The sequence below is a fragment of the Planctomicrobium aquicomposti genome, from assembly GCF_051466325.1.
Taxonomy (GTDB): Bacteria; Planctomycetota; Planctomycetia; order Planctomycetales; family Planctomycetaceae; genus Planctomicrobium.
In genome coordinates this window covers 1,881,177-1,906,505 of sequence record NZ_CP195792.1, presented here as the reverse complement: position 1 = coordinate 1,906,505, position 25,329 = coordinate 1,881,177, and the positions used below count along the sequence as shown (strand labels likewise).

Annotated in this window: 19 protein-coding genes; 8 read left to right on the top strand and 11 right to left on the bottom strand. The window is 58.8% G+C overall.

Translation table 11 applies throughout. The features are described 5' to 3' along the window. Nucleotides 1-141: 141 nt before the first annotated feature. The 7 genes from SH664x_RS07295 to SH664x_RS07265 all read right to left on the bottom strand — a co-directional run bounded on the left by SH664x_RS07295 (nucleotide 142) and on the right by SH664x_RS07265 (nucleotide 11,214). On the bottom strand, nucleotides 142-4,146 hold the full coding sequence (locus SH664x_RS07295) for a PVC-type heme-binding CxxCH protein (protein ID WP_437206305.1): 4,005 nt from the start codon (nucleotides 4,144-4,146) through the stop codon (nucleotides 142-144). Nucleotides 4,147-4,150: 4 nt separating this feature from the next. Beyond that, on the bottom strand, nucleotides 4,151-5,398 hold the full coding sequence (locus SH664x_RS07290; protein WP_437206303.1) for an MFS transporter: 1,248 nt from the start codon (nucleotides 5,396-5,398) through the stop codon (nucleotides 4,151-4,153). Further along, entirely contained in the window at nucleotides 5,395-6,258 is an 864-nt protein-coding gene (locus SH664x_RS07285) for an NAD(P)-dependent oxidoreductase (RefSeq protein ID WP_437206302.1), read from the bottom strand. Before SH664x_RS07285 ends, SH664x_RS07290 begins: the two co-directional genes overlap by 4 nt. Nucleotides 6,259-6,343: 85 nt before the next feature. After that, nucleotides 6,344-6,754 (bottom strand): carboxypeptidase regulatory-like domain-containing protein, encoded by a 411-nt coding sequence (locus SH664x_RS07280; protein WP_437206300.1) that lies wholly within the window; start codon nucleotides 6,752-6,754, stop codon nucleotides 6,344-6,346. Nucleotides 6,755-6,953: 199 nt separating this feature from the next. Beyond that, on the bottom strand, nucleotides 6,954-7,961 hold the full coding sequence (locus SH664x_RS07275) for a DUF1559 family PulG-like putative transporter (RefSeq protein WP_437206298.1): 1,008 nt from the start codon (nucleotides 7,959-7,961) through the stop codon (nucleotides 6,954-6,956). Between the two features lie 591 nt (nucleotides 7,962-8,552). After that, nucleotides 8,553-9,842: an FG-GAP repeat domain-containing protein gene (locus SH664x_RS07270; protein ID WP_437206296.1), complete on the bottom strand. Its 1,290-nt coding sequence runs from the start codon at nucleotides 9,840-9,842 to the stop codon at nucleotides 8,553-8,555. A 523-nt stretch (nucleotides 9,843-10,365) separates the two neighbouring features. Beyond that, nucleotides 10,366-11,214 carry a helix-turn-helix transcriptional regulator gene (locus SH664x_RS07265; protein ID WP_437206294.1) on the bottom strand — a complete coding sequence of 283 codons (849 nt, stop codon included), beginning with the start codon at nucleotides 11,212-11,214 and terminating at the stop codon, nucleotides 10,366-10,368. A gap of 279 nt (nucleotides 11,215-11,493) precedes the next feature. Here SH664x_RS07265 and SH664x_RS07260 point away from each other — a divergent pair, with 279 nt between their 5' ends. After that, nucleotides 11,494-12,627, top strand: coding sequence for an amidohydrolase family protein (locus tag SH664x_RS07260; protein WP_437206293.1), 1,134 nt, complete (start codon nucleotides 11,494-11,496; stop codon nucleotides 12,625-12,627). Between the two features lie 132 nt (nucleotides 12,628-12,759). Here the strand turns inward: SH664x_RS07260 and SH664x_RS07255 are convergent, their stop codons facing one another. Further along, on the bottom strand, nucleotides 12,760-13,173 hold the full coding sequence (locus SH664x_RS07255; RefSeq protein WP_437206291.1) for a methionine-R-sulfoxide reductase: 414 nt from the start codon (nucleotides 13,171-13,173) through the stop codon (nucleotides 12,760-12,762). A gap of 860 nt (nucleotides 13,174-14,033) precedes the next feature. Between SH664x_RS07255 and SH664x_RS07250 the strand changes: the two genes are divergently transcribed. From SH664x_RS07250 to SH664x_RS07230, 5 genes are all read left to right on the top strand, one after another. After that, nucleotides 14,034-15,053, top strand: coding sequence for a DUF1559 family PulG-like putative transporter (locus SH664x_RS07250; protein ID WP_437206290.1), 1,020 nt, complete (start codon nucleotides 14,034-14,036; stop codon nucleotides 15,051-15,053). Nucleotides 15,054-15,193: 140 nt separating this feature from the next. Further along, a complete protein-coding gene (locus SH664x_RS07245; protein WP_437206289.1) occupies nucleotides 15,194-15,601 on the top strand; it encodes a carboxypeptidase regulatory-like domain-containing protein in 408 nt (135 codons plus the stop codon). Nucleotides 15,602-15,897: 296 nt separating this feature from the next. Beyond that, a complete protein-coding gene (locus tag SH664x_RS07240) occupies nucleotides 15,898-17,379 on the top strand; it encodes a sulfatase (RefSeq protein ID WP_437206288.1) in 1,482 nt (493 codons plus the stop codon). A gap of 352 nt (nucleotides 17,380-17,731) precedes the next feature. Beyond that, a complete protein-coding gene (locus SH664x_RS07235; RefSeq protein ID WP_437206287.1) occupies nucleotides 17,732-19,426 on the top strand; it encodes an ABC transporter ATP-binding protein/permease in 1,695 nt (564 codons plus the stop codon). 180 nt (nucleotides 19,427-19,606) lie between these two features. Further along, complete coding sequence (locus tag SH664x_RS07230) at nucleotides 19,607-20,302, top strand: metalloprotease (RefSeq protein WP_437206285.1); 696 nt, start codon at nucleotides 19,607-19,609, stop codon at nucleotides 20,300-20,302. A gap of 32 nt (nucleotides 20,303-20,334) precedes the next feature. Here the strand turns inward: SH664x_RS07230 and SH664x_RS07225 are convergent, their stop codons facing one another. The 3 genes from SH664x_RS07225 to egtD form a co-directional block, all read right to left on the bottom strand. After that, nucleotides 20,335-21,360 carry a hypothetical protein gene (locus SH664x_RS07225; protein ID WP_437206283.1) on the bottom strand — a complete coding sequence of 342 codons (1,026 nt, stop codon included), beginning with the start codon at nucleotides 21,358-21,360 and terminating at the stop codon, nucleotides 20,335-20,337. 59 nt (nucleotides 21,361-21,419) lie between these two features. Further along, nucleotides 21,420-22,289 (bottom strand): KPN_02809 family neutral zinc metallopeptidase, encoded by an 870-nt coding sequence (gene ypfJ, locus SH664x_RS07220; RefSeq protein ID WP_437206282.1) that lies wholly within the window; start codon nucleotides 22,287-22,289, stop codon nucleotides 21,420-21,422. Nucleotides 22,290-22,838: 549 nt separating this feature from the next. Further along, nucleotides 22,839-23,810 (bottom strand): L-histidine N(alpha)-methyltransferase, encoded by a 972-nt coding sequence (egtD, locus tag SH664x_RS07215; protein ID WP_437206280.1) that lies wholly within the window; start codon nucleotides 23,808-23,810, stop codon nucleotides 22,839-22,841. A 298-nt stretch (nucleotides 23,811-24,108) separates the two neighbouring features. On the opposite strand from egtD, the gene SH664x_RS07210 reads away from it, so the two are divergent. After that, nucleotides 24,109-24,480, top strand: a complete 372-nt coding sequence (locus SH664x_RS07210; RefSeq protein ID WP_437206279.1) for a response regulator — start codon at nucleotides 24,109-24,111, stop codon at nucleotides 24,478-24,480. Nucleotides 24,481-24,591: 111 nt separating this feature from the next. Next, nucleotides 24,592-25,224: an FHA domain-containing protein gene (locus SH664x_RS07205; RefSeq protein WP_437206277.1), complete on the top strand. Its 633-nt coding sequence runs from the start codon at nucleotides 24,592-24,594 to the stop codon at nucleotides 25,222-25,224. Nucleotides 25,225-25,329 lie beyond the last annotated feature (105 nt).

The following is a 25,329-nucleotide window of genomic DNA, read 5'->3' as shown; positions in this document are numbered from 1 at the left end:
CTGTATCCAGGCAGCTTCCAGTGTCCTCATTCATTCACTTCTGCCAGCCCTGACAGATCCACGGGATGTCACAAAGTGTGCCGACGATGCTGTCAACAACATCGCCGGCACACTTCAACCGAGGGGGCTTCACACACGTTGTCAGGGCTTCTTTTTTTCGGAAGCGACGAAGTCAGCGTACGCCTGAGCTGGATCATATTGGCTGCCGGAGTGAAATACGGCTGCAAACTCGAGTTCCAGAGAGTCTCCCCGCGGAACCACAATCTCGCTCTTTTCCCCTTGCTTCATGGCGGCTTGCCCAAAGGGATTGGCAACGGCCAGTCCGTAGTCACGAACATGCCACCAGCTCTTGCGGAAGTTTCCGGGACCGGTCAGGAGCGTCACACCGCACGGCTTCCCGTCGATTGTTCCGGAGTAATCGCACCATTTCGCGGGCTTGCCCCAGATCGCTTTCGCCGACTGGCCCCCTTCGCTGCTGAGCAGATGGCCCCCTTTCTTCTCACTGATCGGAGTCGCCACCCGCACACCAAAGCCCATCTCTTCCTGATCCCCAAACTTCAATTCGTGCTGGTCAGCGAAGAACACAGCATTCCAGTTCAACCGCCAGCCGCCATCAGCCGCCTGAATCCGGATTCTGTTTTCCATCCGGCAAATCGGCTCGCCAGAATCGGAAACCAGCTTTCCCACCGTCACGAACGACAATTCATTTCCGGACACGGTCGGCGGCTGCGAGATTTTGTCGTGTTCGATACGTCCCCGATTCCGCCAGAAGTCCTGGCTGTTGATGTCCCCGAAGCCCAGCCAGACCCCGGGATGCATGTCGGCATGGTCGGTCGGATCCTGTCCTTTGACCGGCGGGAAATTTCGCGTCAGCTGCGGTCCGCCCGGAAGTCGAATGTTGATGAAGTAAGGACGGCGAATCAGTTTGTCCTGATAGACAAATTCTCCAATGGGGGCGCCGTCCAACGTCAGACGGATGCGGTCGTCCTGCAACTGGGCCCCCAGTCCCCGCTCCTCGACAGGGGCAGGAGGGGCTTCATCGTTGCTGGAATCGGTTCGACGAACCATAGCGGTTGCCGGCTCTTTTGCTTTCGCGGGAGCGACGGGAGCCGTGGTCGCAGTGGCCTTTTTCGACTTGGGAGCGGCTTTCTGTGTCATCAGAAATGCGGTCAGGTCAGCGACCTGTGCCGCCGTCAACGTCGTTCCCAGCGGGGGCATCGCCGAGATTTTCGCGGACTGCCGGGATTCGATCGACTTCTTGTTGATACGAACAGCTTCCCCGGTCGGGAGACCGAGTGTCACAGTGAGACCACTCTCTTCCAGCAGGACACCGGCATGCATGAGTCCATCATCCGTGAGAATCTGCTGGAGATTGAAGCCTTCCGTAATCACCGCGTTGGGATCGATGATGGACTGGGCAATGTGCAGCGGAGAGGACCGTTGACCGATTCCGGCCAGATTCGGACCAAAGCCGTTCTGCTTTTCATCCAGACTGTGACAACGAAAACATCCGGCTCCCCCCGTGTGCGCGAACAGGATCTCGCCCCGTTGCGGGTCTGCTTTCTCGAGCAGGGCCAATGTTTCGTCGACCGTCGGAGCAGCGGGATAGGTCGGCAGAGGTGTCGGTTTAACCGCCACCAGGTACTGGCATTTGCCCCCTTCTTTCCCGTCGTCGGTGTTGCCTCCCAGCGAGATCCGGCCGGCGGGAAAGTCGCGAGTGACAAAACGGTATTCCCAGTCATGTCCCCGGGCTGTCCCTTCGACCGGCGTGAACTCCGCTGCCCAGGCAGGGAGCGACTTCATCCGGGTGTCGAAGCCAACCCACACCCGCACGGGCAACAGTGATTCGAACGTCAGGAAGTCCGGGCCACGCGAGCCATCATCGTCATTGGCGGTTCGAATGAACTCCGCCCCTTCCAGTTCCTTGGGAATCGACTTGAGCGTGTACTTGCGATCGATAAAGGGCTCGGTCCCTGCTTTCAGGCCATCGCTGACAAACCGGTACTTCTGACCGCTTCCAGTCTTCAGCTTGCGGAGCAGCTTGGCCTTGGAGCTGCTGGGGGCGCTCGGCACATTATCAACCGGCTTGCCGCGGACCTGCAGCACATTGGAACCATCCGCCGATTTCGACAGCCAGAGCGCCGCGACTTCCCGCACGCGCTCATCCTGATCGGACGAGAATGCGGTGACCAGCGGCACATCCAGCGCGTGGGTTTCCAACAGCGCCAGAAACGCCCCGAGTCGAACTCCTCCGCGGGAATCTTCCAGCAGCGACTTGAGTCGATCCGTGGAGACCAGCAGCCGCAGTGTCTGCCAGGCTGAGTAAAACGTAATCGTGTCCTGCTCGCTCGAGAGCAGATCCAGCAGTTGGGATTCGGCAGCGACCTGCCGTGTCTCCCAGACGGCAAACACTGCAGCGGCTCGGAGACGGGGTTCCGGACTCTTCAGCTGAGCAAGCACCACATCAGGCAGCGGCTGCTCTTCGCCCGTTCTGACGACGCGATCGGCGAGAATCCGGATGGCCTGCAGCTGCAGATTGAAGTCCGATTTGGTGCCGGGCTGCAGGAACGTTTCGAAGTACTTGGTCAGGCTGGCGTCCGTAGGGGCGATGCGCCCCAAGGTCCAGATCGTCCAGGTCTGCAAGGCCCGTGATTGTTCTTTCCGATTCAGCAGTTCCTTCAGTTCCCCCTGAATCGTCAGTCCCCGACGAACCAGTTCGTCCTGTGCATCGATCCGGCGAACCGGAAGAGGACTGTCGAATTCATTCACCAGTTGGCTGACAGTCCAGGCCTGCAGGGGCTGATCCCGGGGAGCGGTCTCCTTCGGCGGCGTGGCCCCTTTCCAGGCGACACGAAAGACCCGTCCTTCGTTGCTCATCTCGCCGTTCTTGTAGACGACACCGTAGCTGGCACTCCAGCCAAGAATCCACAACGCCCCATCCGGTCCGATCTCCATATCCGTCGGGCGGAACAACGAATTCCGGCCTTCGACAAACGGTTCCCAGTCCCCACCCGCGGGACGCATCAGAGCGCCGTCCCATTCCGGCTTCCAGATAAAGGTCGTTTTACGCAGCCAGTCATTGATGAAGAAGACATTCCTGTATTCAGGCGGAAACTGCAGTGCATTCCCGTAGATCATGCCGGTACCCGAGCCTTCGAACAGCGGCCCGCTGCTCGGCGCCGTCGGAAGATGCGGCGCATCGGTCAAATGGGTACTCCAGGGGTGATTCCATCCGAAGTGCGCGGTCGGGAACGGCATGAACACCCGGTCGCCCAGTGTTTGATCATTGTCGGTGCCCAGCCAATTGAACGTATCATCCATGGTGATATCCCACGGATTGCGGAAGCCGCGAGAAATGATTTCCAGGTTGGTTCCCCCGTCGTCGCAGCGGAGAACGCCCCCTTCCAATCCCCAGTCATCCGCAGGATCGTGATAAGTGTGCCGATAGGTTTCTTTGGTAAACGTCTTCGGTGGGGGAAAGTCCGGAGTTCCTTCCGGAGCAGTGACTCCCCACAGTTCGAGAAACGGTTTCGGTGCGACCCGGCCCGGCAGAGTCAGCCCCTTGGCATTCCCCTTGCTCATGTAAAGCCGGCCATCCGGAGCCCAGTTCAACCCGTGGAGTCCGTGCTCCAGATTCCCCAGGTCGGTGTAGAGCATGACGTACTCGTCCGCCTCATCGTCACCATCGAGGTCACGGACGACTGTCAGATCGGGCGCGTTGGCGACCCAAAGATCGCGACCATGCCAGGCCATTCCCTGAATGGCGTTGAAGCCGGTGGCGAAGACTTTGGTCTCATCAGCGATCCCGTCTCCGTTTTTATCGCTGACAATGACAACGCTATCCCCCGGGGTGTTCGGTTTGGGATTGCGGTATTGCGGGCCCATTCCCACATACAGCCGTCCTTTGGCGTCGAACGCCATGGAACAGGGCTGACGCACGAGGGGCTCGCGGGCGAACATTGTGACTTCGAATCCTTCGGGGACATGCGGCAGTGCGTCGCGGTCCGCTGTCGGATCGAAGAAGTCGTCAGCAATTGCCGGTGCTGCCGACAGAAGTGGAACGGCCAGCAGCAGACCTTTCCCGCAGTTCCACAGCCGACGCCGGGCAGCAGCCACTGTTTCCCGTGTGAACCAGGAAGTCCCCATGTTTTCAGTCCTTCAACCCGGTCCGTGAGGTCTCCGGCATAAACCAGATTGTCAGCAGACCGACGCCATAGATCATTGCCGAAATACTTCCCACCCGGGGGTAGTTCCCCCCCAGAGCGGTAAACAACAGCCCGACCGCCAGCACGCCGCAGGCTGTCGCAAACCGACCGGAGTTATAAGCCAGTCCACTGCCGCTCGCGCGAACCCGTGTCGGATACAGCTCGGGGAGGTACAACGCCAGCCAGCCAAACAGCAGCGTGGAGACGAACCCCTGAGCAAAGACGATCGGGAAGAACGAGGGTTCGAGCGGAGCGGTCCACTGGAACATCGCCACGGTCAAAATGCACGCCCCCACGCTGATCAACGCGTAACTGATTCGTCGCCCCATCCGGCCCGCCAACTGCGAACCGAAGAAACTCCCGAGCGTGGCCCCCAGGGCCCACCATCCCTGCGTCGAGGCTTTGTAATTGGGGAATTCACTGCCGGCGATCTTGTCGGCCCAGGGAATCATCCATTTGCTCGATGCCCAGGCGCCGATCATCGGAACCGAACTGACGACGATTCCGGCCAGGGTAATCTTCCAGAGACTTGAACTGAACAACTCCCGCACCGGCGGAGCGGCCGCTTTCGTCGCGCCGCGCGAAGCCAGCCAGCGGGGGGATTCCGGGAGGACGGTCAGCACCAGAATTCCCAGAAATGCGGGCATTCCCGCAATGTAAAACAGCCACTTCCATGACTCGGGTGTAATGGGCCAGATCCGGGCGATCTGTGACAACAACAGAATGCCGAAGTTCAGCCCCGCGCTCATCACTCCCGAAACCAGGGGCCGGGAGGCGTTTGGCCAGCATTCCGAGACGAGGGCCATTCCGTTGGGCCACATCCCGCCGACACCCAATCCCACCAGAAAACGCAGGACCATCATCTGCTCCTGCGTCTTGACCAGCGATCCCATCGCGGCAAAACAGGAGTAAAACAGGATGCTCAGCCCCATGGCCCGGGTCCGCCCAATGCGGTCACCGAGATTCCCAAAGACAATGCCCCCGATGGCCGCCCCCAGCATCAACGCTGCGGTGAAGCGGGCAAACCAGTCCCCCCCCAGCACCGGAGTGTAGTCATCACCAAGTAACGCTTTGGAAACGGAGAGCGACGCAACCGGCATCAGACCCAGTTCAACGCCATCGAAGACCAGCCCCAAAAATGCGGCAACCAGCACCGCGACCCGGGCGCCGGAAGAAAGTGGTGTCGAATTCATGCGGGACGAAGACCTTTGAGTGAGCTGTAGACAGCACTATTATCAAGCTCACCCCAGCCAGCTTCCACTGCCCGTTCGAGGATCTGCATGTGTGTCTTGGACATCGGGAGGGAATGCCCGGTCCGCTCCGACTCCTGGAGCATCAAGTGGACGTCCTTTAAATGTTGAGCCACCCGGGCCTGCACGCTGTAGTCGTGCCGCAGCATCTTCTGGCCTTTGGACTCCATCGTTCTGGAATATGCGGCACTGGCTTTCATCACTTCCAGCGACTGCTGCAGATCAAGACCGAAGGCTTCCGCCAGCACCAAGCCTTCCGCCAGTGCGACCCGGCTGAGCCCCAGGACAAGATTGCTGATCAATTTCATTCTGGCGGCATTGCCACACTGACCGACATGAATCACCCGGTTTCCCAGGACAGGCCACAGGTCGGAACAGGCTTCGAACGCCGCTCGCTCGCCTCCCACCAGCACGGTCGCTTCGCCACGGCGGGTCTGCTCGCTTGAGCCGGAGATCGGCGCATCGAGGTAATTCACTCCCCGGCTGGCCAGACGTGATCCCAGCTCGGCACTTGCATCAGGCCGTCCTGTGGTGGTATCGACGAGAAACTGACCTCGCCGAAGAGTTCCTTCCAGTCGCTGTACGACTTTCGAAACAACATCACTGGAATACAGACTGATGACAACTCGCCGGCAGCTGTCTGCCGGGTTTTCGGACCAGACGGCCCCCCGCTGAATTAGAGAATCTGCCTTCTCCCGGGTGCGGTTCCAGACTTTGACGGTATAACCCCGTTCGAGAAATCGCTCCGAGATTGCCGTCCCCATCAAACCCAGGCCAATCACACCCACACAACGATCACTCATGCCTTCCTCGGCGCGTCAAGTTCAGGTGAATGGCCCGCCCCTTCCGATCATCCGGTTATCTGCTGCCAGCGTTCGGATCAGATCACTATTTCCCTTTGCCATCGGAGACCAGGTCGAAGTTCAGCTCGTTCTTACCCGGTTTCACTTCAGCGGGGAGTTCGTCTCCGGACGTATACTTGCTTGGAATTCGCACCGGTCGCGGATTCACCTCGCTCGGCCAGGTGTTGACCGTGACGGAGTGACTCCCAATGATCGCGCCGAGTTCACGACGATTGAAGTGCAACTCGTACTCTCCATTCGCGTTCGTCACAGCCGTAGAAATCGTTCCGTTGTCAGTCTTCGGAGAAAACTCCAGTGTTGCTCCAGGTACCGGCACACCGTCGAGCGTGACTCGCCCCCGGACCTCGCCCAGCTCGAACGGGTGGCCCCCTCCGCAGCCGACAAGCACAACCGTGACGCTGAAGATCACAAATGCCCGAACAAGACGTGGACTCACAGAAAGAGATTTGTGGCGGCGATTCTCGGTATTCATGGATCCCAGTCTGAAAAATGTGTCGTATGAACCAGCGGCACCTTGGCGGTGGGCGCGGCCGAAGAGAAATCGATGCAGACCAGAAAGAGGAGGAAAGATGTGCGGTATGACTTCAGAGTCATACCGCACACGTGGCTGACCTCGATCGGATCACATGCGGATCTTAGTACTCGCCGACGGTCAAACCGTCTTCGCGGCGAAGCAGCCGCTGATACACGCCAATATCAGGAGGACAGAGTTCTTTCTCCGTATTGCTCGGCTTGTTGTAGTGGATGTTCTCGCTGATGAACGCTACATGCCCGTCAGCGAAGAGAAATTGAGCGCCCCCTTCGTGGGAGCTGCCGAAACCCCGTTCTGCATTTTCGTCACCGGGGTCGTTGTACATATTCAGTTTCGAGTTCTGGCTGTTCCCCATCACAATTCCCGCATTGGAACGACCATCGTTATCCGGCTTACCAACACCCACCCAGGCTGCTGCAAAGGCTACCCAATCCCGTTCCCCGACCATGATGGTGTTGCTGGTCCCGTCGGTGACGTCACGGATGCGGATGCTGCTGGCCCCCATCATCATTCCCCAGCCTCGCTTCGGATTGTCTTCCCGCAGGTAACCGTCAATGTTTGACAGCTGAACACCGGAGTTAGCCACATAGTTGGATGTCCCGACAGCGGAGACTCCATCAGGGAAGTTGTTCTTGTAAGCGGAAGGGAACTCCCGTCCCTCTCCGGTATTAATGGGGGGAGCAATATCAGACGGGCACCTGTAGACCGGCAACGGAGTGCGGGTCAGGGGGGCGAGAGTCGAACTGGCGAGCACCTGATCCAAAGTCCGCGTGTTGACTCCCAACTGGTCGAACAACGGGGCCTGATCCAGATAGGGAAGAATCAGGGCTCCCCAGCCGAACGCTGCAGGCCGGGCGGAACCACTCGCAGGCCAGCCGGGGTTCGAGTTGAACACACAGGCCGGCGGAAATGTTCCATGCACATCGAGATAGTTATGCAGCGCCAGACCCATCTGCTTCAGATTGTTCTTGCACTGCGAGCGTCGGGCGGCTTCCCGAGCCTGCTGTACGGCAGGCAGCAGCAAGGCGATCAACACAGCAATGATGGCAATCACGACCAGCAGCTCAATTAGCGTAAAGCCAGACTTCGACAGACGGAGCTTGTTTCTCATGAGCGTCTCTTCCCCCTTATTTTGATGAATGCGAGGCCCGATGGATCACCAACCGAGAATTAACAAATCGAAACATCAGGATTCATTGAAATGGTATGTCACACATCGACGAAGATGACATGCGAAAACTGCCAAATGTCTTGTGAATTTTGATGCGTTCCGAAATTCCAGCTGTGAATCAACATGGGGCGGAGGTTCGCCGCCCCATTTCAGAGCTTGCCCGTTTTCCGCCTGAAACACTCGGTTTTCCGCCTGAAACACTCGGTTTTCCGCCTGAAACACTCGGTTTTCCACAAGATCGTCCCATTCAGTACTGGGACGATTGCGGTTCTTGCCTGCAAAATGCAGCGAGAGTGCCCGCGTGGGCGCTTCGATCCCCAAGCCCTCAACCTCGACACTTGGGTGACTTGGCTGGCAGCACCGGGTGGAACCAGCCCCCGCGGGTTTCACCCCCCAGCCGCGCCAGAATGAGACCGAAACAGAAGCGACTGTCGGTCCAAGATCCTGCCTGTGACTTCCCACGCCAGGAAGAGGCCAGCATTTCACGAGGCGAATCGCCTGTTGTCCTGCGACTGGAACGAACAACCTGCCCTAACGGGTTGGATTCTCGTACCAGACAACTCCCAGCCCGGTCACTTCTTCCGAGGTAATTACGTCGAGATCCCCATCTCCATCCAAATCGACCAGCGGGCACAGGTCGTGCTTCACCCCGTCGACTCCCCCTACCGGATGCGTCTTCCACGTCCCGCTCATGGGTGAACCTTCGTACGACATCCACGAGAGGCCGTGCAGCGGTGCCTGTGCCGTTTCACAGCTGATAACCAGATCGAGTTGACCGTCCAGATCAATGTCCCCCACGCTCACCGCTTTTGCAGTTCCATTCACCGCATCAAACGGAATCGTGTAAGACTCCCAACGTTCTCCAGAGCCGTCGAGTCGGCGGAACCATGTGACTGCAGAGGGTTTCGTGGCAACGAGAACATCCTGCAATCCATCCTGATCCAGATCAGCCAGTGTGAGGAACATTTGCTCCTCACCGACTCCGCCGATCACGTGCTCTTTCCACGGCTGACGCAGCTCCTGCTGATTCTGGGGCCGCTCCAGCCAATAAACTCCTTTCCGGTCTCCACGGCGGTCCGAAAAGACGAGATCGAGATCTCCATCGCCGTCCATGTCCGCCGCTTCCAGCGACATCAGCCATCCACAGTTCCGGAGAGCATGCCATGTCCAGTCCTCCAGCTTGCGAGGCTGAGACGGAGCCTCGAACCAACCGATTGCCGCCCCCGGCCCCTTTCCTCCGGCGAACAGGTCAAGGCCGTGGTTTCCATCAATCTGCGCGGGGAGTGCGTACATCCACCGCATCCGCTCCGCCGCAGCCGGCAGCGAGGTTCTTGTCCAGGCTGTCGGGTTCAGCATCCGCGATTTTTCCTCGGGGCTCCAGCAGATGAAGATCTGCCGCTCCTCCCCTTCACAGCAGGAGATCACATCCACCGCACCGTCCCCATCCAGATCGGCGAAGACCGCGTCTTCGACAGCTTTCGTTCTGCCGACGGGACACGAGGGCCATTCTTCGCGAACCCGGTCCTTGCCCGGATGAAGCATGATGCGAGTCTGCCCTCCCTGCTCCCAGCCAGTGGCGATGTCAATCAATCCGTCGCCGTTGATGTCCAGAAGCCGCGTTCCGTCCGCCCCGCGTGACGAGTTGTCGATCGTGTGCCGGGCCCACTGCGCCTCACACGCCACCGGCGCGAGAAGTTCGAGCCCGAGCCAGACGACCAGGCATTTGAACAGACAGGCAAAGGAGAATCGGATTGCCTGGGTCGCCAGTACGCAATCAGAGAGCGCGAGAGACAAAGCCGTTGAAACTGAAGATCGCTGCATGAAGGAGGGCCCCTGAGGAACAAAAAGGACGGAGCGAATAAGCCAAGCGGCTCAACCGACTCGACGTCCGCTCTCGTCTGCAGTCGCTGAGTCTAACAGCTCCACACATTGATCCCAAACGAGAGCCCGGGGCGGGGCAATCGAAGGGTGGCCAATCCTGCCCGGTTCCCCATGCACGAGGAGCGAAGTGGACGCCAGAATCACCCAGCGATTTCATGCTAAATCATCGGACAGCGAAATAGTAAAAACACGCAATGGCGAAGACTTAACGTGAACACGCGCATTAGCGCAGCGCAGACCACGATCCCGCCGGATAATTATCGTCCGATATTAGCAACCGCGGCCCTCGCCTGGTGACCAGGAAGAGGCAATGCTGCGGAGACAACAGTCTCGCAAAAAGACGAATGAGTCTTACGACCAGGCATCCCCCACCAGATGGAACCGCAGAATCAATGGTGGCAGATGGTCCCCGCGAGAGGCATGGCAAAGCTGACAAATGTCTTATGAAAATTGCCACCCGAGCTCAGTCGCGAAGACTTTGGCGGAATTTGGTGGGACTGGAGCCGGTTTGACGGCGGAACCACTGGCTGAAGTAGTACTCGCTGGAGAAGTCGAGACGGGCCGCGATCTCTTTCATCGACAGCCCTTCACTGGCCATCAGAAAGCGTGCCTGATGCAGACGAGTTCGTTGCAGAAACCCCGACAGGCTTTCCTGTTGCGCTGAGCGGAACATCGCCCGCAAACCCGAGTAACTGACTCCGGCGATCTTCGCAAGCTCGGCAGCCCGCCATGCTCGCGAGGGGTCCTGCAGCACTGCATCGAGTACCCGAGAGACAGGCAGGGGAATCTCGACGTCAACTGGCGCGGTCAGAATCTGACGTTCTGCAAGAAGCAGCCCCAGGGCACGCGTCAGGCACTCGTGGACCAGCCACTCATACCCCGCCGGCCGACGGACGGCCAACTCGCGAATCTGTCGCAGATCTTTGCGAACCGCTTTGATCCCGGCCCCGTTCTTGAAGGAGATCTGACCCTTGCCGATGAGGGCATCTTTCCACTCGTGAAGTGCCGGCCCACCGAACCGAACTCCAAATGTGACAAGACGTTCCCCCGGTCCGGGGAGATAGGCACGGGGAGTTCCGAGATCGAGCAGCCAGAGATTCGTGGCGTTGGTGAGCTTCCAGGTCGTCTCGGCCACCCGGAGTTCGCCTTTCCCTTCCTCGACCCAGAAGAGGAACATCCCCGCTTTGTCCCGTGCCGCGTGCGTTTCGGGCTCATCCCGCCAGACCCGACCAACCGACAGTGCGTGCCACAACAGCTTTCTGGCTGCCGGAGAGGGATCGACCGGGCAGAGGTCATCGAAACAGCTGGGCATGGCAACCGTGAGGCGACGGAGGGTGCTGGGCCGGATTACGCTATGGGAGTGGTAGCAGACAATTGCGTCAGACGCCAGCAGACGTTGCGTTTCGGCACATGCTTTTTTGGTCCCTGCGCCCCCTCCTGGTGCTCCACCTCGATTCGTCACAGGTTCTGCTTTCAGGATTGAATCACCCATTAGCATCTTCTAGTGTATGATTTAGTTCTCTCGGCACGCCTCATTGAGATGCTAAATCCTCGCTCCTCTCTGTGCCGGTTTTTGCTCACTGGAATGACTATGAATCACCTCACGTCCGACACTCCCTCTGCTTCTTCCGATGCCAGTCTGGGACGAAGAAATTTTCTGAAGGCCAGCGGAGCAGCCGCCCTGTTGCAGATGGCAGCAAAGTCCGCCGAAGCACAGCCGAAGGAGGGGAGCACGCCCCCGGCAATGGGCAAGAAGTCGCTGGTCGTCGATTGCCAGAGCCATCTGTTCCTGCCGGAAGTGCTCGACATGATGCGCAAGCGCAACTCGGATCCGGTGGTCTACGAGAAAGACGGTGTCACGATTCTGAAGATGGGAGACTGGCTGCGCAAGGTGCCGGCCTTCTATCTGGACGTGAATGCGAAACTCGCAGCCATGGATGCCTGTGGCATCGACATCACGATGCTCAGCACCAATGATCCGGGCCCGGAATGGTTCGGCACAGAAGGTCCGGCAGCTGCCAGACTGTTCAATGACTCGGTGGCGAGCATTGTCGCTCAGCATCCCACCCGATTCCGCGGCCTATGCGTGCTTCCTCTGCAGGACGAAGCGGCTGCCGACCGCGAGCTGGACCGCTGCGTCAAACAGTTGGGAATGAAGGGAATTCTGCTCTACACAAATCTGGCCGGCGCGTGGCCGGATGAACCCCAGTTCCGGTGGATGTTTGCCCGCGCGGAAGAATTGGGCCTGCCGGTTCTCCTGCATCCCGCCCTGCCGATGACCACCGAGCAGGTCAAAGGCTACGAATTGACCAGCACACTGGGCAACATGTTTGAGAACACCATCTCGCTTGCGCGGATCGTTGCTTCGGGCCTGCTGGATGTCCATCCCAGGCTCAAGCTGGTCTGTCCGCATCTGGGAGGGACCTTGCCCTACATCTGTGGCCGGATGGATCACCAGATCAAGGTTCTCAAGCGAAGCAATCAGAATCTGCAGCGAAAGCCGAGCGAATATCTGCGCAGCATCTACATGGACATCGTTTCGCCATTGCCGGAAGCGATGGAGTTCGCCATCAAATTCTCGGGGCCGGACCGGCTGCTCTTCTCCAGTGATCATCCCTGGGTAGAGCCCAGCCTGATTCTGGAAGACCTGCGCAGCCTGAATCTCCCCGCTGAGACGGAATCCAAAATCCTCGGCACGAACGCTCAGCAGCTGTTCAATCTATAGAAAGCGCGTCCGCACCGCCAAACGCCCGGGGACTGCGTTTGGCGGCTTTTCTTTCCCTCAGCAGGACGGCGGAGCAACTGCCCGCCCGCCTGAGCGCGCCAACTTGAAAAGTTTGTTGCCGGCGGAACAGGCTCACTTCGCCGGAATCACATCCGGCAGAGGGGCACCTTCTGGAACGTACTTGATCGAGAGCGAATTCACGCAGTGGCGGGTGTTTTTCTTGGTCATCATCTCCCCCAGAAACACGTGCCCGAGATGACCGCCGCAGTTCTCGCACACGATTTCAGTCCGTCGACCGTCGGCATCCAGATGGCGTCGCACAGCCCCCGGGATCTCATCATCAAAGCTGGGCCAGCCGCAGTGGCTCTCGAACTGATCGTGTGCCCGGTACAGTGGGGCATTGCACTGACGACACAAATACGTCCCCGGCCCTCGCAGCGTGGTGTACTCCCCACTGAAGGGGGGTTCGGTTCCTTTGTGCCGGATCACGTACTCTTCGGCAGGGGTCAACTCGTTGAATTTCGGTTCGACCGGATTTGAGCTCACGGGGGGTGCTCCTGTTTGAGGTTCAATGGCCGTGGTGGTCTGCGGCGGGATCGGCGGAGGTGGCTCGCTTGTTCGCATCACATAGAACGCGGCGGCACCAATGCAGAGAAGAATGAGACGAAAACACCATGCTTGGCTGGATCGTGCCATGAAATGACCACAACTTGTAAAAAACTGCGCGAGATCAACCGATTCCCATTGCATCAGCGAGACCACATATGATATCTCAAAAACATGTTATCAAATGTCAGCGGTAGGGCATCGCCGACGGAAACATTTCATTCTGATCGTATTCATCATCTGATTTTGCTCTTCTCCCTCCGGGTAGCGCGACACGCGCTGCATCGACGCGGAGAGAGCAGCCTGTGTCGTTGGACCAGCTTGTTTTCACTTTCACCCCAAGACCAATTCACAGTCCAGCGGGCGTCTTTTCGGACTTTCAACGTCCGCTCGCAGGATGGCGTTCGCCGGTGAGGAGGTCAACGGGACATGGTTACGTGATGACTGGACGTGATTCAGTACAAAGCATCATGGGCTTATCGCAACGCAATTCTCATTGGGACGGGTCGCCCCGTTCTCTTCCGACACGCGAATTCCTATCCATCCACATCGGATTGTCACAGCCTCCTGACTGCGGACGACACGACCAGAGCGTCGGAACATCTCCGGAGTTGGCGAGGGTCCTGCATCGGAAAACCTGAACCATTTTCCAAGTCCCCAGAGCGGACTCCCGGAACAGTCCGTCCGTCACGGAGTCACCCGCGACGTGGTACCAGTTTTCAGATTTCGCCAGGGGTCCCCCCTGCTTTTGTCAGGCTCACCAGCGTTTCCATTCATTGTTTCTCTTTGGGAGGCAGTCCATGCTGCAGCAGCCCAGTCCTCGATTGATGAAGACCAGCCGCGCGTTCACGCTCATTGAATTACTAGTCGTCATTGCCATTATTGCAGTTCTCATTGCCCTGCTGCTCCCCGCTGTTCAGCAGGCACGGGAAGCGGCCCGGCGCTCCCAGTGCAAGAACAACCTGAAGCAGATTGGCCTGGCGCTTCACAACTATCATGAGGTGCATAACGTCTTTCCTCCTGGAAATGTCCACAATGCCGATCCCGGGCTGCCTCTGACGGGCAGCCAGAAACAGGCGTCCTGGGGGTGGGGATCATTGATCCTCCCGAACCTCGATCAGGCTCCCCTGTACAACTCGCTGGGAGTCGGCAACCGAACCCTGAATCAGGTGCTGCTCGACAGTTCCTCAGCTGTTCTGACTCGAACCGTCCTCCCGGTATTTCGCTGCCCCACCGACGTCGCTCCAGACATCAATACAGGGGACAACCGGAACTTTGACAGCAGCTACAAGAGCAGTTTTCCGGACAATTCGGCGACACTGGGGACATCCAATTATATCGGCGTCGCGGGAACGCGGGTGCGCAATTCAGACTCCCATCTCGTGGGTAACTCCGATGGCTATGGCATCCTGATGGGGAGCAGCAGAATCTCTCTCCGCGACATTACAGATGGTTCCAGCAACACGCTGCTGGTCGGAGAACGGGACTGGGTCTGCACCGCCGGCGTCTGGGCCGGGGTGAACCGCTACAACAACGACGGAAGAAGCGGAGTGGCCAACGTGATGGGAGGAGCCCAGAACGATGCAAAGATCAATTTCCCGACTCCCGAGGGGAGCGACTTCTGCCACAAAGGGTTTACCAGCAGTCATGCTGGAGGGGCTCAGTTCGTCTTCGCCGACGGCCATGTCGCCTTTTTGAGTGAGAACATGCACTTCCGCAGCACCGGCGGGTCCAGCGACGTTCCGGAAGACATGGCCAAAATGGGAACCTATCAGCGGCTGTTGCGCCGAAATGATGGGCTGACTGTTGGCGAATTCTAGAACGAGGAACTCTGGCCAGTCCCGGCGGATTTGTCCTCTCAGGTGACCTCCCTAACGCTCGAAGTCTTCCTTATGAAGGAGGAGTGATGTCAGTTGCGATGCGAAATTTGACAAGACAGCTCACCAGGAAGACACGAACGATGTGGGGAATCTGTGGGTCTGCGGCGCTCCTGCTGCTGATGGCCGGCTGTTCGCAGCAGGAATTTCAACTGGGAGATGTCGGGGGGACCGTCACCTACGACGGTCAACCTCTTGTCGGTGCGAGTGTTGTTTTCCAGCCTGAAGGAGAAATCGGAACCATCTCCACGGACGTGACCAACAGTGAAGGGCAATACCACCTCTCGTTCAACCGTCATGAGAAGGGGGCCATCGTCGGGAATCACTCGGTCTCAATCATCGTCTGGCCATCGGATGACCAGCCCACTGCTGCCCGGATCAAAGTCCCGGCCCGATACAACACCCGGACGGAACTGTTCCGCGAAGTAAAGCCGGGATCGAACCGCTTCGACTTTGAATTGACGTCGGCAGCGCCGAAGGCGAAACCGTGAAGATTCGAACGTCATTTCGACGGGTCAAGATGCGGCGAATACGCTTTGTTCCTTACAGAAAAACGTGCCCATCTGCACAGCTCGTGCCCTTCACGTCCCACACCGTCGGCGTGCCAATTGAGGGAAAGCTCAACTCCGCGCAGCAGGGACGGATGAATCGGGAATGAAATTGCTCTAACATCGTCACAGGCGACGCACGTCGGCTCCCACAACCCTGAAGGGTCACCGGAGTTCAGATGTTCGGTGCCGGGCCGCCTTCGACTTCTCGTCCGTCCCGCTGTGCAGTGAGATCTCTCATGATGCGTCCTTTGATTGCGACAATGGTCCTTCTCTTCCTCAGCGGCACTTCGAGCTGGGGAGCCCTCCCCGAAACAGGCCGGATGAACGTGCTGTTCATCAACATTGAAGACTGCAATGCCGGAGTCTTCGGCTGCTATGGCAACACGATCTGCAAGACACCGAATATCGACCAATTGGCCCGCAGCGGAGTCCGGTTCGATTCGGCGTACTGTCAGGCGATCAGCTGTAACCCCTCAAGAAGTTCGTTTTTGACAGGGCTGCGTCCGTCGACCACGGGGATCTTCAACAACAATCAGGTGATGCAGGACGTTGTGCCCCCCGGGACGTTGACGTTGCCCGAAATTCTCAAGAACGCGGGATTCGTTACGGCGGATGTGGGAAAGCTGTTCCACGGAGACTACGGGATGCGGTACATGTCCACGTTTGACCGCATTGAGTTTCACAAAAAGCCGGACGGCTGGACGGGGCCGGGCCCGATTCTGAACTATCCCCCGGTCCGTCGTGGCTGGGAGAAAGCTCCGGCCGATGAAAAGAGCCCGGAATACCGTGTCTGGAAGCGGAAGCACTCGGATCGCTATGGAGATTCCGGCTTCGCCCGTAAAGAGGAGCACGACTACCGCATGTCACAATCGGCATCGGCCTTGCTCCGTGAATTCGCCAAGGCCCCGGATCAACGGTTCTTTCTGGCGGTGTCACAATCCAAGCCTCATACGCCGTTGATCTCCCCGAAACAGTACGTGGACATGTACGATCCCGAGCAGATCCCGCTCCCCCCTGCGGCGCCGGAAACGTTTCAGAACATGCCCAGTCATTACGTGAAGCGGTCGGAGGGAGGGAACCCGGACATCTTCTATGAGCAGCAACCGACTCCACAGCAGATGCGGGAAACCATTGCCGCCTATTACGCCTGTGTCAGCTTCGTGGATGACAACATCGGCGACATCCTGCGAACACTGGATGAGACCGGACTCAGTGACCGGACCATCGTCATCTTCCTCGGAGATCATGGATTCCATCTCGGAGACCACCATTTCTGGTCCAAGTATTCGATGCTGGAAGCGACCCGTCGGGTTCCGCTCATCGTGCGGGTTCCGGGAGCACCGGCCAACGGTTCAGCATCACACCAGTTTGTGGAACTGGTCGATCTGATTCCGACGATCGGGGAATTGACGCACGCGAAAGTTCCCTCGGGGCTGGAAGGGCTCAGCTTTGTCCCGCTTCTTGAAGAGCCCGAGCGTCCGTGGAAGTCCGCGGTCTTCATGTCGGGGGGATCACGTGATCCCGGCGAGATGGTGCGGAACCGGCGATTCAGTTACTTCGAGTATCCCAGCGGCGAGTTCGCGCTGTTCGATCTGGAAAAAGATCCGTGGGAAACCCGGAATGTGGTCGACCAGCCCTCCTACGCACGGGCCCGTGAAGAGATGGCAGCCTTGTTGAATGCAGGCTGGAAAGGGGCCCTGCCGGCCGACCGCCCGTGATCCGCAATCAACGCGGTCTTTAAAGCAGGTGGCAATTTCCGTGCCCGCGCAGCAAGCGTTTGGTGAGATGAACTGCGCCTTTCCGGGCACGAGAAGCGAACGATCAAAACCGAGGATGTCTCGCCAACCGGAATCCGAGAGGATCGGCTGCTGCGTTCCCCCCCCACGTCCAACCGATGTCCCACATTGATCGCCTGACTGGACTCGCCTGACGGTCAAACCGGCGCTGCAGGGCTTCCGCAACGAGGTCCACCGGCGGTCGCATTGGATTTTGAACCGAAATCCACTAGACCTGTCGGGCAGCACTCTTGGGATGGGGTGCTCGGAATTCCGCCTTGAGTTCGGTTCATTCATGATAGACAAGGGCGCCCCCCTCAGTCGTCAGACATTGCGTCAGCTCGGCTCGTCAATCGCGATGTTCCTCCGCTCGCGTGAGGGGGGCAAAGCGCGGCTGCTGATTGCCCTGCTGATCATCCTGATGCTTGCCATCAATGGCATGAACGTGCTGAACAGCTACTTCAGCCGTTATTTCATGTCGGCGATTCAACTCCGCGATTCGCCGGGGTTCGTCAAATTTGCCTGGCTGTCGGCCGCCGGCTTTTCCATGGCAACCGTTCTGGCCGTGCTCTTCCGCTATACAGAAGAACGGCTCGGGTTGCTGTGGCGCGACTGGCTCACGCGTGTGGTGACCAAGTTGTACGTGGACCAGCAGGTGTACGTCCGGCTGAAGTCCGACTCTTCGCTCACCAATCCTGATCAGCGGATCGCGGAAGATGTGAAATCACTGACCGTCACGACGCTGTCGTTCGTGCTGATGACACTCAACAGCGTCATGACCGCAGTGGCCTTCTCGGGAGTTCTCTGGGAGATCAGCCCGACTCTGTTTCTAGTCGCTGTCGTCTACGCGCTGTTCGGTTCCGGAATGACCATTCTGCTGGGACGACCGCTGGTGCGGCTGAATTACATGCAGGCCGACTTCGAAGCCGATTTCCGCTCGGAATTGATCCGCCTGCGCGACAACGCCGACTCGATCGCCCTGACCGGACAGCAGGGACGTATGCGCTCCCGATTATTGACCCGGATTGACCGCCTGATTCGCAACCTCATGCGGATCATTGCCGTGAACCGGAACCTGGGTTTTTTCACGACGGGCTACAACTACATGATTCAGTTGTTGCCTGCGCTGATTGTCGCTCCGCTGTTCATCCGCGAAGGTGTGGAGTTCGGAGTGATTGCGCAGTCGGCCATCGCGTTCTCGACACTCACTGCTGCCTTCTCACTGATCGTGACACAGTTCCAGTCCATTTCCGCTTATGCCACCGTCGTCGCGCGGCTGGAAGAATTCGTAAAGGCCATCGAATCCAACGCGCAGCACCCCGTGGGGGGATACCTGACCTGCAATCTGGTGGAAGATCGGTTCGTCTTCAACGACGTCACGCTGTGGGCGGGGAAGCAGACCGAACATCTGCTGATCAAAAAATTGAATGTGGTGTTTCCCAAAGGAAAACGCGTGCTGGTCCACGGGCCGAACGGAGCCGCCAAACAGGCCCTGTTCCGGGCGGTCGCCGGGTTGAACGACTCAGGATCGGGCTGTATTGACCGCCCTCCTCCCCAGAAAACTGCCTATCTGCCGGAGCAGCCATTCCTTCCCCGGGGGACGATGAGGGAATATCTCGTTTCCCCCGATTGCGACCAGGCTGTCACGGATGAAGAACTGCAACAGGTCCTGAGGGACGTGGGGCTCAGCCCCCGGCTGATTGACAAGGTTTGTACAGAAACGCACGACAACTGGCACGAGCAGATGAATTTTGCCGAGGAGCAACTGCTGGCGGTGGCCCGTGTGCTTTTGGCGCGGCCGGAATTCGTGTTCCTGGAACACCTCGATTCCGGTCTGACGGTTGAAACCGAGAGCCGGGTGTTGCAATTGCTGGCCAAACGGGGCATCACCTGCATCTCGATCAGTGACCGGGAAGTCGACCCCCGGGTCCATGATGCCAGTCTGGAACTTCACGACGACGCCAGCTGGCGCTGGATGGTGTTTCAGTAATGTTGCTTGCTCTGGCCTGTCTCCGCATGGACGTGACCGACGAATCGGAAGGTCAGAAGACAGCTCGCGGGTACAACGCAGCCGAATCTGCTCTAATGCAGCTCGTTTGAGACAGGCGGGATGAGTCGGTCGGCGTGCCGGTTCCTCGTAGAGAAGAACTCGAAAAGTGCTGAGGAAAACATGCTCGGTCCGGTTGCTCCCTCCGACTACGATTGGAACTTCAGGATCGGGAGAATTCCCGTCACGGTTTCGATCTGGTTCTGGGTCGGCTCATCGCTCCTCGGGATGAGCGCGCTCGAGGAAGGAATCGAATTTCTCGTCGTCTGGATCGCTGCGGTGCTCGTATCGATCTTGTTTCACGAACTGGGGCACGCCTGGACCGCTCAGTACTTCGGCTTTCGTCCTCGAATTCTGCTGTACCAGTTCGGCGGGCTGGCGATGTATGAGAACTGGCGACCGGAAAGCCGTTGGCAATCGGTCCTGATCACCGCCGCAGGACCACTGGCCGGATTCCTGCTGTTCGGGGTGCTGACGGTCTATTATTTCTTCCTTGGCGATCCCCTCAGCCGGTGGATTCCTGAAAACAGCCTGCGTGTCTATAAGGCTTTGATTTTTGACCTGCTCTACATCAACTTCTTCTGGAGTGTGATGAACCTGCTTCCCGTCCTGCCGCTGGATGGGGGACGGCTGTCGCAGCAGTTTTTCGGGTGGCTGAATCCGCGTCGGGGAGACCGCTACACATGCACACTGGGAGCACTGGTCGCGGGAGTCGTGGCGATCTTGGCCATTGTCGCCTGGAAGGATTTCTACCTGGCCATCCTCTTCGGAATGCTGGCCAGCCAGAATTTCTCCGCACTGCAGAATCGCTCCCTGTAGAGCCAGGTCGCAGACCCGCCTCGCGCGGGGGGCTACGGAGCGACCCGGTCGAAATCGACTTCGACAACGACCGGTTTGCCGGGCTCCAGATCGACTTCGCGATAATCGTAACGGACCTTTCCAAGCACCTGTCCCGGCTGCTCGAAGTAGCGATCCAGAAACGCCTGTAGGTCGACGGGAAGCGTGGCTGTGTCGTCCCCCGGCTGATAGCGCGAGGCAATCAACACGCCGTAGCGGCCACGTTCCGCGACATCAAGCTGAAACTGCCCCTGAGCGTCAACGGTCGTGAAGCCCCCTTGCAGTGCGGTCGCTGAGGCAGCGAGCACCGCCTGATCTGCATCACTCGCTCCCACACGAAATCCGGCACCAGCGAGCCGCACCGTCCCGACACGCAGCAGCGGCAAGGCGAGAATGCGTGCTCCCCGATCCACCAGCCGATCTCCTGTAGGAGCCTGATAACGCACTGTCCCCCGGACGTGCGAACGGGGTGCAGCCGCAGGTTGCGGAGCCGGTTCCCTAGCGGCGGCAGCGGCTGCCGGCGCGGCCTCTGACGTCCCTCGAAACAGGACCCGGCCCAGCCAGATGCCGCAGGCGAGTGACGCCAGACAGAGCCCTATCAGGATCAGCGACGCGAACCGCTCCACTCCCTCCGCTGCCGGGGGGCGATGGGGGGCTGTGACAGGAATCTCGGAGAGCCTTGCCAGCAAGTCTTCCTCGACATCGCCCTGGTTCGATGGTCTGACATCGTGCGGAACGAGTTCGGGTGTGACGGCAATGCGTTGTTGCGGTTCCGGGAGCACTGCGACCGCCGCCGGAGGTGGGAATCGTCCGACAACCTGTTGAGTCCCTTTTTCAATTCCCGCCAGCGCATCCAGGGCGTGCACCAGATCGTCGTCTTCAAGATTCAGCCGGGGAGGAGGAAGCGGCGCCACGCGGCCGTTCAGGTCGGGAACGCGAATCGCGCGTCCACAGGTCGGACAATCGGTGGCACTCCCGGCCTTGGCTCGCGAGATTCCCAGCAACTGACGGCAATGTGTGCAACGAAACTTGATCGGCATGGAACCGGACTCAACAGACTTCCCAGCGAATCGATTTCATTTTCTCCGGGGCTGCTCACCTACAGGTCTGGCGCGTTGAAGGTATCTCCCTGACGCATGTCCCCCGTCTCGTAGCCTTTTCGAAACCACTTGACCCGCTGCGCTGAACTTCCGTGGGTGAACGATTCCTGATCCGCGTAGCCACGTTGACGCTTCTGCAGCGTGTCATCGCCGATGGCTGCGGCGGCGTTGATTCCTTCTTCGATGTCTCCCGCCTCGATGATCTTCCGCTGCTTATCCGCGTAATGCGCCCAGACCCCAGCATAAAAATCCGCTTGCAGCTCAAGCATCACTGATAACCGGTTGTATTCCGCTTCGCTCAGCTGATTGCGCATCTGCTGCACTTTCTGGCTGGTCCCGAGCAGGTTCTGCACATGGTGACCGACCTCATGCGCGATGACGTAGGCTTGGGCAAAGTCTCCGGGAGCGCCCAGCTTTTCATCCAGATCGCGGTAGAACGAGAGGTCCAGATAGAGCTTCCCGTCGGCAGGGCAATAGAACGGGCCTGCCGCTGCGGTGGCGGGCCCGCAGCCGGAAACAACTCTGTCCCGGAAAAAGACCATCACCGGAGGCTGATATCGCGATTTCAACTGCTGGGCAAAAACCTGCCCCCAGACATCTTCGGTATCCGCCAGAATGACCCGCGCGAATTCGAATAGACTCTCCTCCTGAGGATCCTGTGGCTGGGTCCCCTGATCGGGAGCCTGTTGAACAGCAACCTGATTCTGGAGGAAGAACTGCAGTGCTTTCCCGAGATCGCCCCCGGTCAGAAACAGGATCAGCACCACCATCAGGAGGCCGCCACCCCCTCCGATCGCCATGCCCCGTCCCCCCATGCTGCGACGATCCTCGACATTTTCACTGCGCCTGCCGGATGTCCATTGAACCATGACGTTGCTCCGCTGAGATCTGTTGAAAATTTCGAGGTGTGGGAAGCTGAAGTGCTGTTGAGATCCAAAACTCTCAGCGGGCGAGACGAACGCCGGAAAACGGCACCCGCCTCTCCGCAACATTGAACTTACGAAATGTCGTGCACGGATGCGAATGTGGCGAAATGCACGGTCCGCCCCGCAGCACCCGTTGACTGCATGGCAACCTCGAATTGTATTCGCCGAAATGTTCCATCGGTGACACAAATCCCGGAGAGAGGCTTCCCGGGTGCGGGCTCGTTCCCGGACGATGCCGAAGATTTGCGCGGTCAGTGCTGCACGGACAGACTCCCCATGCCGCGAGGGGAAACACCTCGACAGTGGTCGATTGCTCGACGGTGACCGATTGGCCGTATTGGCGCCCGGGAGGCTGTCGGAAGGACAAGAAGATTGAATTGCCGAAGGCTGCGGTGGGTAAACTCATGGTGATCAATAAATGCCATGCGGCGGGGCAAATTCGTGAGCGGCGGAAGATTCATCCCGACGGGGACAGTAGCGGAGTTCATTCCGTCAGAGAGGAGTGAGGTACACAACGGCGAACCAGCCAGCGTCGTCACGCCAGCTCCGCTCGATGGCCCAACCGGCGCGTCGCGCTAGCCGCGCAAAACCCGGAAGGGTGAACTTGTAAGAGACCTTGGTGCAAATCGCTTCGCCGGGGAAAAACCGGGTCGACTCTCCTCCAATCTGCACCGACTGGTGGCAAAGGCTGACAAGCCGCAATTCGACCCGGCGACGCTGCGGGTCGTAGACCGCGCGATGCTCGAACTGCGTGAGATCGAATGTCGCTCCCAGTTCGCGATTCAGCCGTCGGAGCAGATTCAGATTGAATTCAGCCGTCAGTCCTGATGCATCGTTGTACGCCCGCTCGATGATTTCCGCATCTTGCTGCAGATCGAGTCCCACCAGGAAACCTCCCTGCTCGCAGCAGAGTTGCCGCACCTGCTTCAACAGTCGCAGCGCGCTGGCGGGAGCGAGGCTTCCCAAACCCGAACCGGGATAGTAGACCACCGTCCCCGATGAGGCCGCACGGAGATTCTCAGGAAGAGGCAACTCCAGCAGGTAATCTCTGCAGGCCGGAGCAATTTCCAGATACGGAAAGTCGGAGTTGATGTCCGCCACCGCGTGGTCCAGCGCTGTAGCAGAAATGTCGATCGGCACGTAAGCCTGTGTGTGCTTGAGTGCCCGCAGCAGGATCCCGACTTTGAGGCTCTCACCGCTCCCCAGTTCGACCAGAACCTTGTGACTGCCGATCAGGTTGGCCATGCTCTCCTGATTTTTCTCCATGATCGCCAACTCGGTCCGGGCGGGATAATACTCTTCCAGCTCGCAGATCTGCTGGAACAGCTCAGAACCCCGCGCGTCGTAGAGATAGCGTGCCGGAATCCGCTTCAGCGGACGGGCCAGCCCGGTGAGAACATCGCTCAGGAACTGGTTCGAAAAGTGTCGGCGTGCGTGCTGGTCAATCACCGTCGGAAGCGACATTGCCGGGTCCTCAGGGTTCGTGCGGAGAGAGGCCAAGGGGAAGATCGTGACGAAGTCTGCGAACGGTCGCTGGAAATTGCTGGGATTTTGGAATTTGGGTAGCTGAGGAAAATCAGCGGCAGTCCCCTGGGGGTTGCCCCCGGGCATCGGGAAAGCAAATTCCGAACCGAATTGCCATGTCATTTGGCAAAGCGTTCTGCATAAGATAAAGAGACACTTCAGCAGCGCGGCCACCGGCGTGACGAGCGCCGTGCGTTCGGAAACGCAGCTGGGTCCCCATGAAGGAATCAGATCCGTGATGGATTCACGTCGAAATGTCAGGCTGCTGATTGCCGATGACGATCCCGGTTTCCGGGAGACGGTCGTGGAGATTGTTTCTCCGTATTTCGAGACGGTCGCTGTCGAATCTGCGGAGCAGGCACTCGAGATCGTGGAATCGGAAATCATCGATCTGGCACTGTTCGACATGCATATGCAGATCCTGTCCGGACTGGATGCGATCCGCTGGATGCGTCGGCACCGGCTCGACCTTCCCTGCATCCTGATGAGCTCTGATGTCACGGACGAAATGCGAACGCAGGCACAGGCCTTGCGAACGTTTTCCGTCCTCAGGAAACCTCCACGTCGCGATCAGCTCCTCGATACCATCCAGGGGGCACTGGAGTTATAGTCGCCGGTTGGAAACGGTGCCTCCCCCTCACGGCAGACGGCGGTGAGGGAGGCGGCCTCCGGCAAATTGTTCCCATCCTTTATTCACCTGAATTCCTGTATTCTCTCAGCTATGGCTTTACTCACGTTTCAGGTGATCGAAGGATTGGAAGCAGGGGCCGTGTTCCGCGACCTGGCGACTCCCCTGACGATCGGCCGCGAAGAAGACAACGATATTCAGCTCAATGATGAGCGGATCAGTCGCTTTCACGTCAAAGTCCAGGAAGATTCCGGACGAATCATTCTGACGGACCTCGACAGCACCAATGGGACCCGCGTGAACGGCCACCCCGTACGGATGCGGGTGCTGCGACCGGGCGATCTGATCATGGTCGGACGCTGCGTGCTGCTTGTCGGGCTCGGAGAATCTTCCGCGACGACCGCCGATCTCACGCCGATCGCTGCCATCCTGCAGGCCAATGTCGCCGACCCGAATGATCCCTTTGACCGTGGCACGGCGTTCCCATCGGGCCCGCCAACTCCCCCGTCAAAGCTGAGTGCCCTGCAAACCGCAGAGGTCTCGGACATGCTCGACTACCTGCGGACCGAACTCGTCGCCGCCTTGAGCCTGCCAACCGACGAAATGCACACCCATGAGGGAGACTATCTGCGGGTTCGGCGTGAGGCGTGGACTCGGCTGGGGGAACTTGCTCCACAGATTTCCCGGTATCTGAGCCAGCTCACTAACCCCGTCCGCGATCGTTAGCGCGGGTTGCTCTTTCCGGTGCCCGCGCAGCAACCGTTCCGTGGGATGAAATGCTCAGTTCCGCGTGGCAAGTACGGGTCGATCAAAAAACAAAATGCCCTGGAG

Bases quoted from the DNA above. Each gene is read 5' to 3' on its own strand.
- SH664x_RS07275 (WP_437206298.1), bottom strand. From the start codon at position 7,961: ATGAGAAACAAGCTCCGTCTGTCGAAGTCTGGCTTTACGCTAATTGAG.
- SH664x_RS07295 (WP_437206305.1), bottom strand. From the start codon at position 4,146: ATGGGGACTTCCTGGTTCACACGGGAAACAGTGGCTGCTGCCCGGCGT.
- SH664x_RS07205 (WP_437206277.1), top strand. From the start codon at position 24,592: ATGGCTTTACTCACGTTTCAGGTGATCGAAGGATTGGAAGCAGGGGCC.
- SH664x_RS07240 (WP_437206288.1), top strand. From the start codon at position 15,898: ATGATGCGTCCTTTGATTGCGACAATGGTCCTTCTCTTCCTCAGCGGC.
- egtD (WP_437206280.1), bottom strand. From the start codon at position 23,810: ATGTCGCTTCCGACGGTGATTGACCAGCACGCACGCCGACACTTTTCG.
- SH664x_RS07245 (WP_437206289.1), top strand. From the start codon at position 15,194: ATGTGGGGAATCTGTGGGTCTGCGGCGCTCCTGCTGCTGATGGCCGGC.
- SH664x_RS07210 (WP_437206279.1), top strand. From the start codon at position 24,109: ATGGATTCACGTCGAAATGTCAGGCTGCTGATTGCCGATGACGATCCC.
- SH664x_RS07225 (WP_437206283.1), bottom strand. From the start codon at position 21,360: ATGCCGATCAAGTTTCGTTGCACACATTGCCGTCAGTTGCTGGGAATC.
- SH664x_RS07235 (WP_437206287.1), top strand. From the start codon at position 17,732: ATGATAGACAAGGGCGCCCCCCTCAGTCGTCAGACATTGCGTCAGCTC.
- SH664x_RS07285 (WP_437206302.1), bottom strand. From the start codon at position 6,258: ATGAGTGATCGTTGTGTGGGTGTGATTGGCCTGGGTTTGATGGGGACG.
- SH664x_RS07265 (WP_437206294.1), bottom strand. From the start codon at position 11,214: ATGCCCAGCTGTTTCGATGACCTCTGCCCGGTCGATCCCTCTCCGGCA.
- SH664x_RS07270 (WP_437206296.1), bottom strand. From the start codon at position 9,842: ATGCAGCGATCTTCAGTTTCAACGGCTTTGTCTCTCGCGCTCTCTGAT.
- SH664x_RS07250 (WP_437206290.1), top strand. From the start codon at position 14,034: ATGCTGCAGCAGCCCAGTCCTCGATTGATGAAGACCAGCCGCGCGTTC.
- SH664x_RS07230 (WP_437206285.1), top strand. From the start codon at position 19,607: ATGCTCGGTCCGGTTGCTCCCTCCGACTACGATTGGAACTTCAGGATC.
- ypfJ (WP_437206282.1), bottom strand. From the start codon at position 22,289: ATGGTTCAATGGACATCCGGCAGGCGCAGTGAAAATGTCGAGGATCGT.
- SH664x_RS07290 (WP_437206303.1), bottom strand. From the start codon at position 5,398: ATGAATTCGACACCACTTTCTTCCGGCGCCCGGGTCGCGGTGCTGGTT.
- SH664x_RS07260 (WP_437206293.1), top strand. From the start codon at position 11,494: ATGAATCACCTCACGTCCGACACTCCCTCTGCTTCTTCCGATGCCAGT.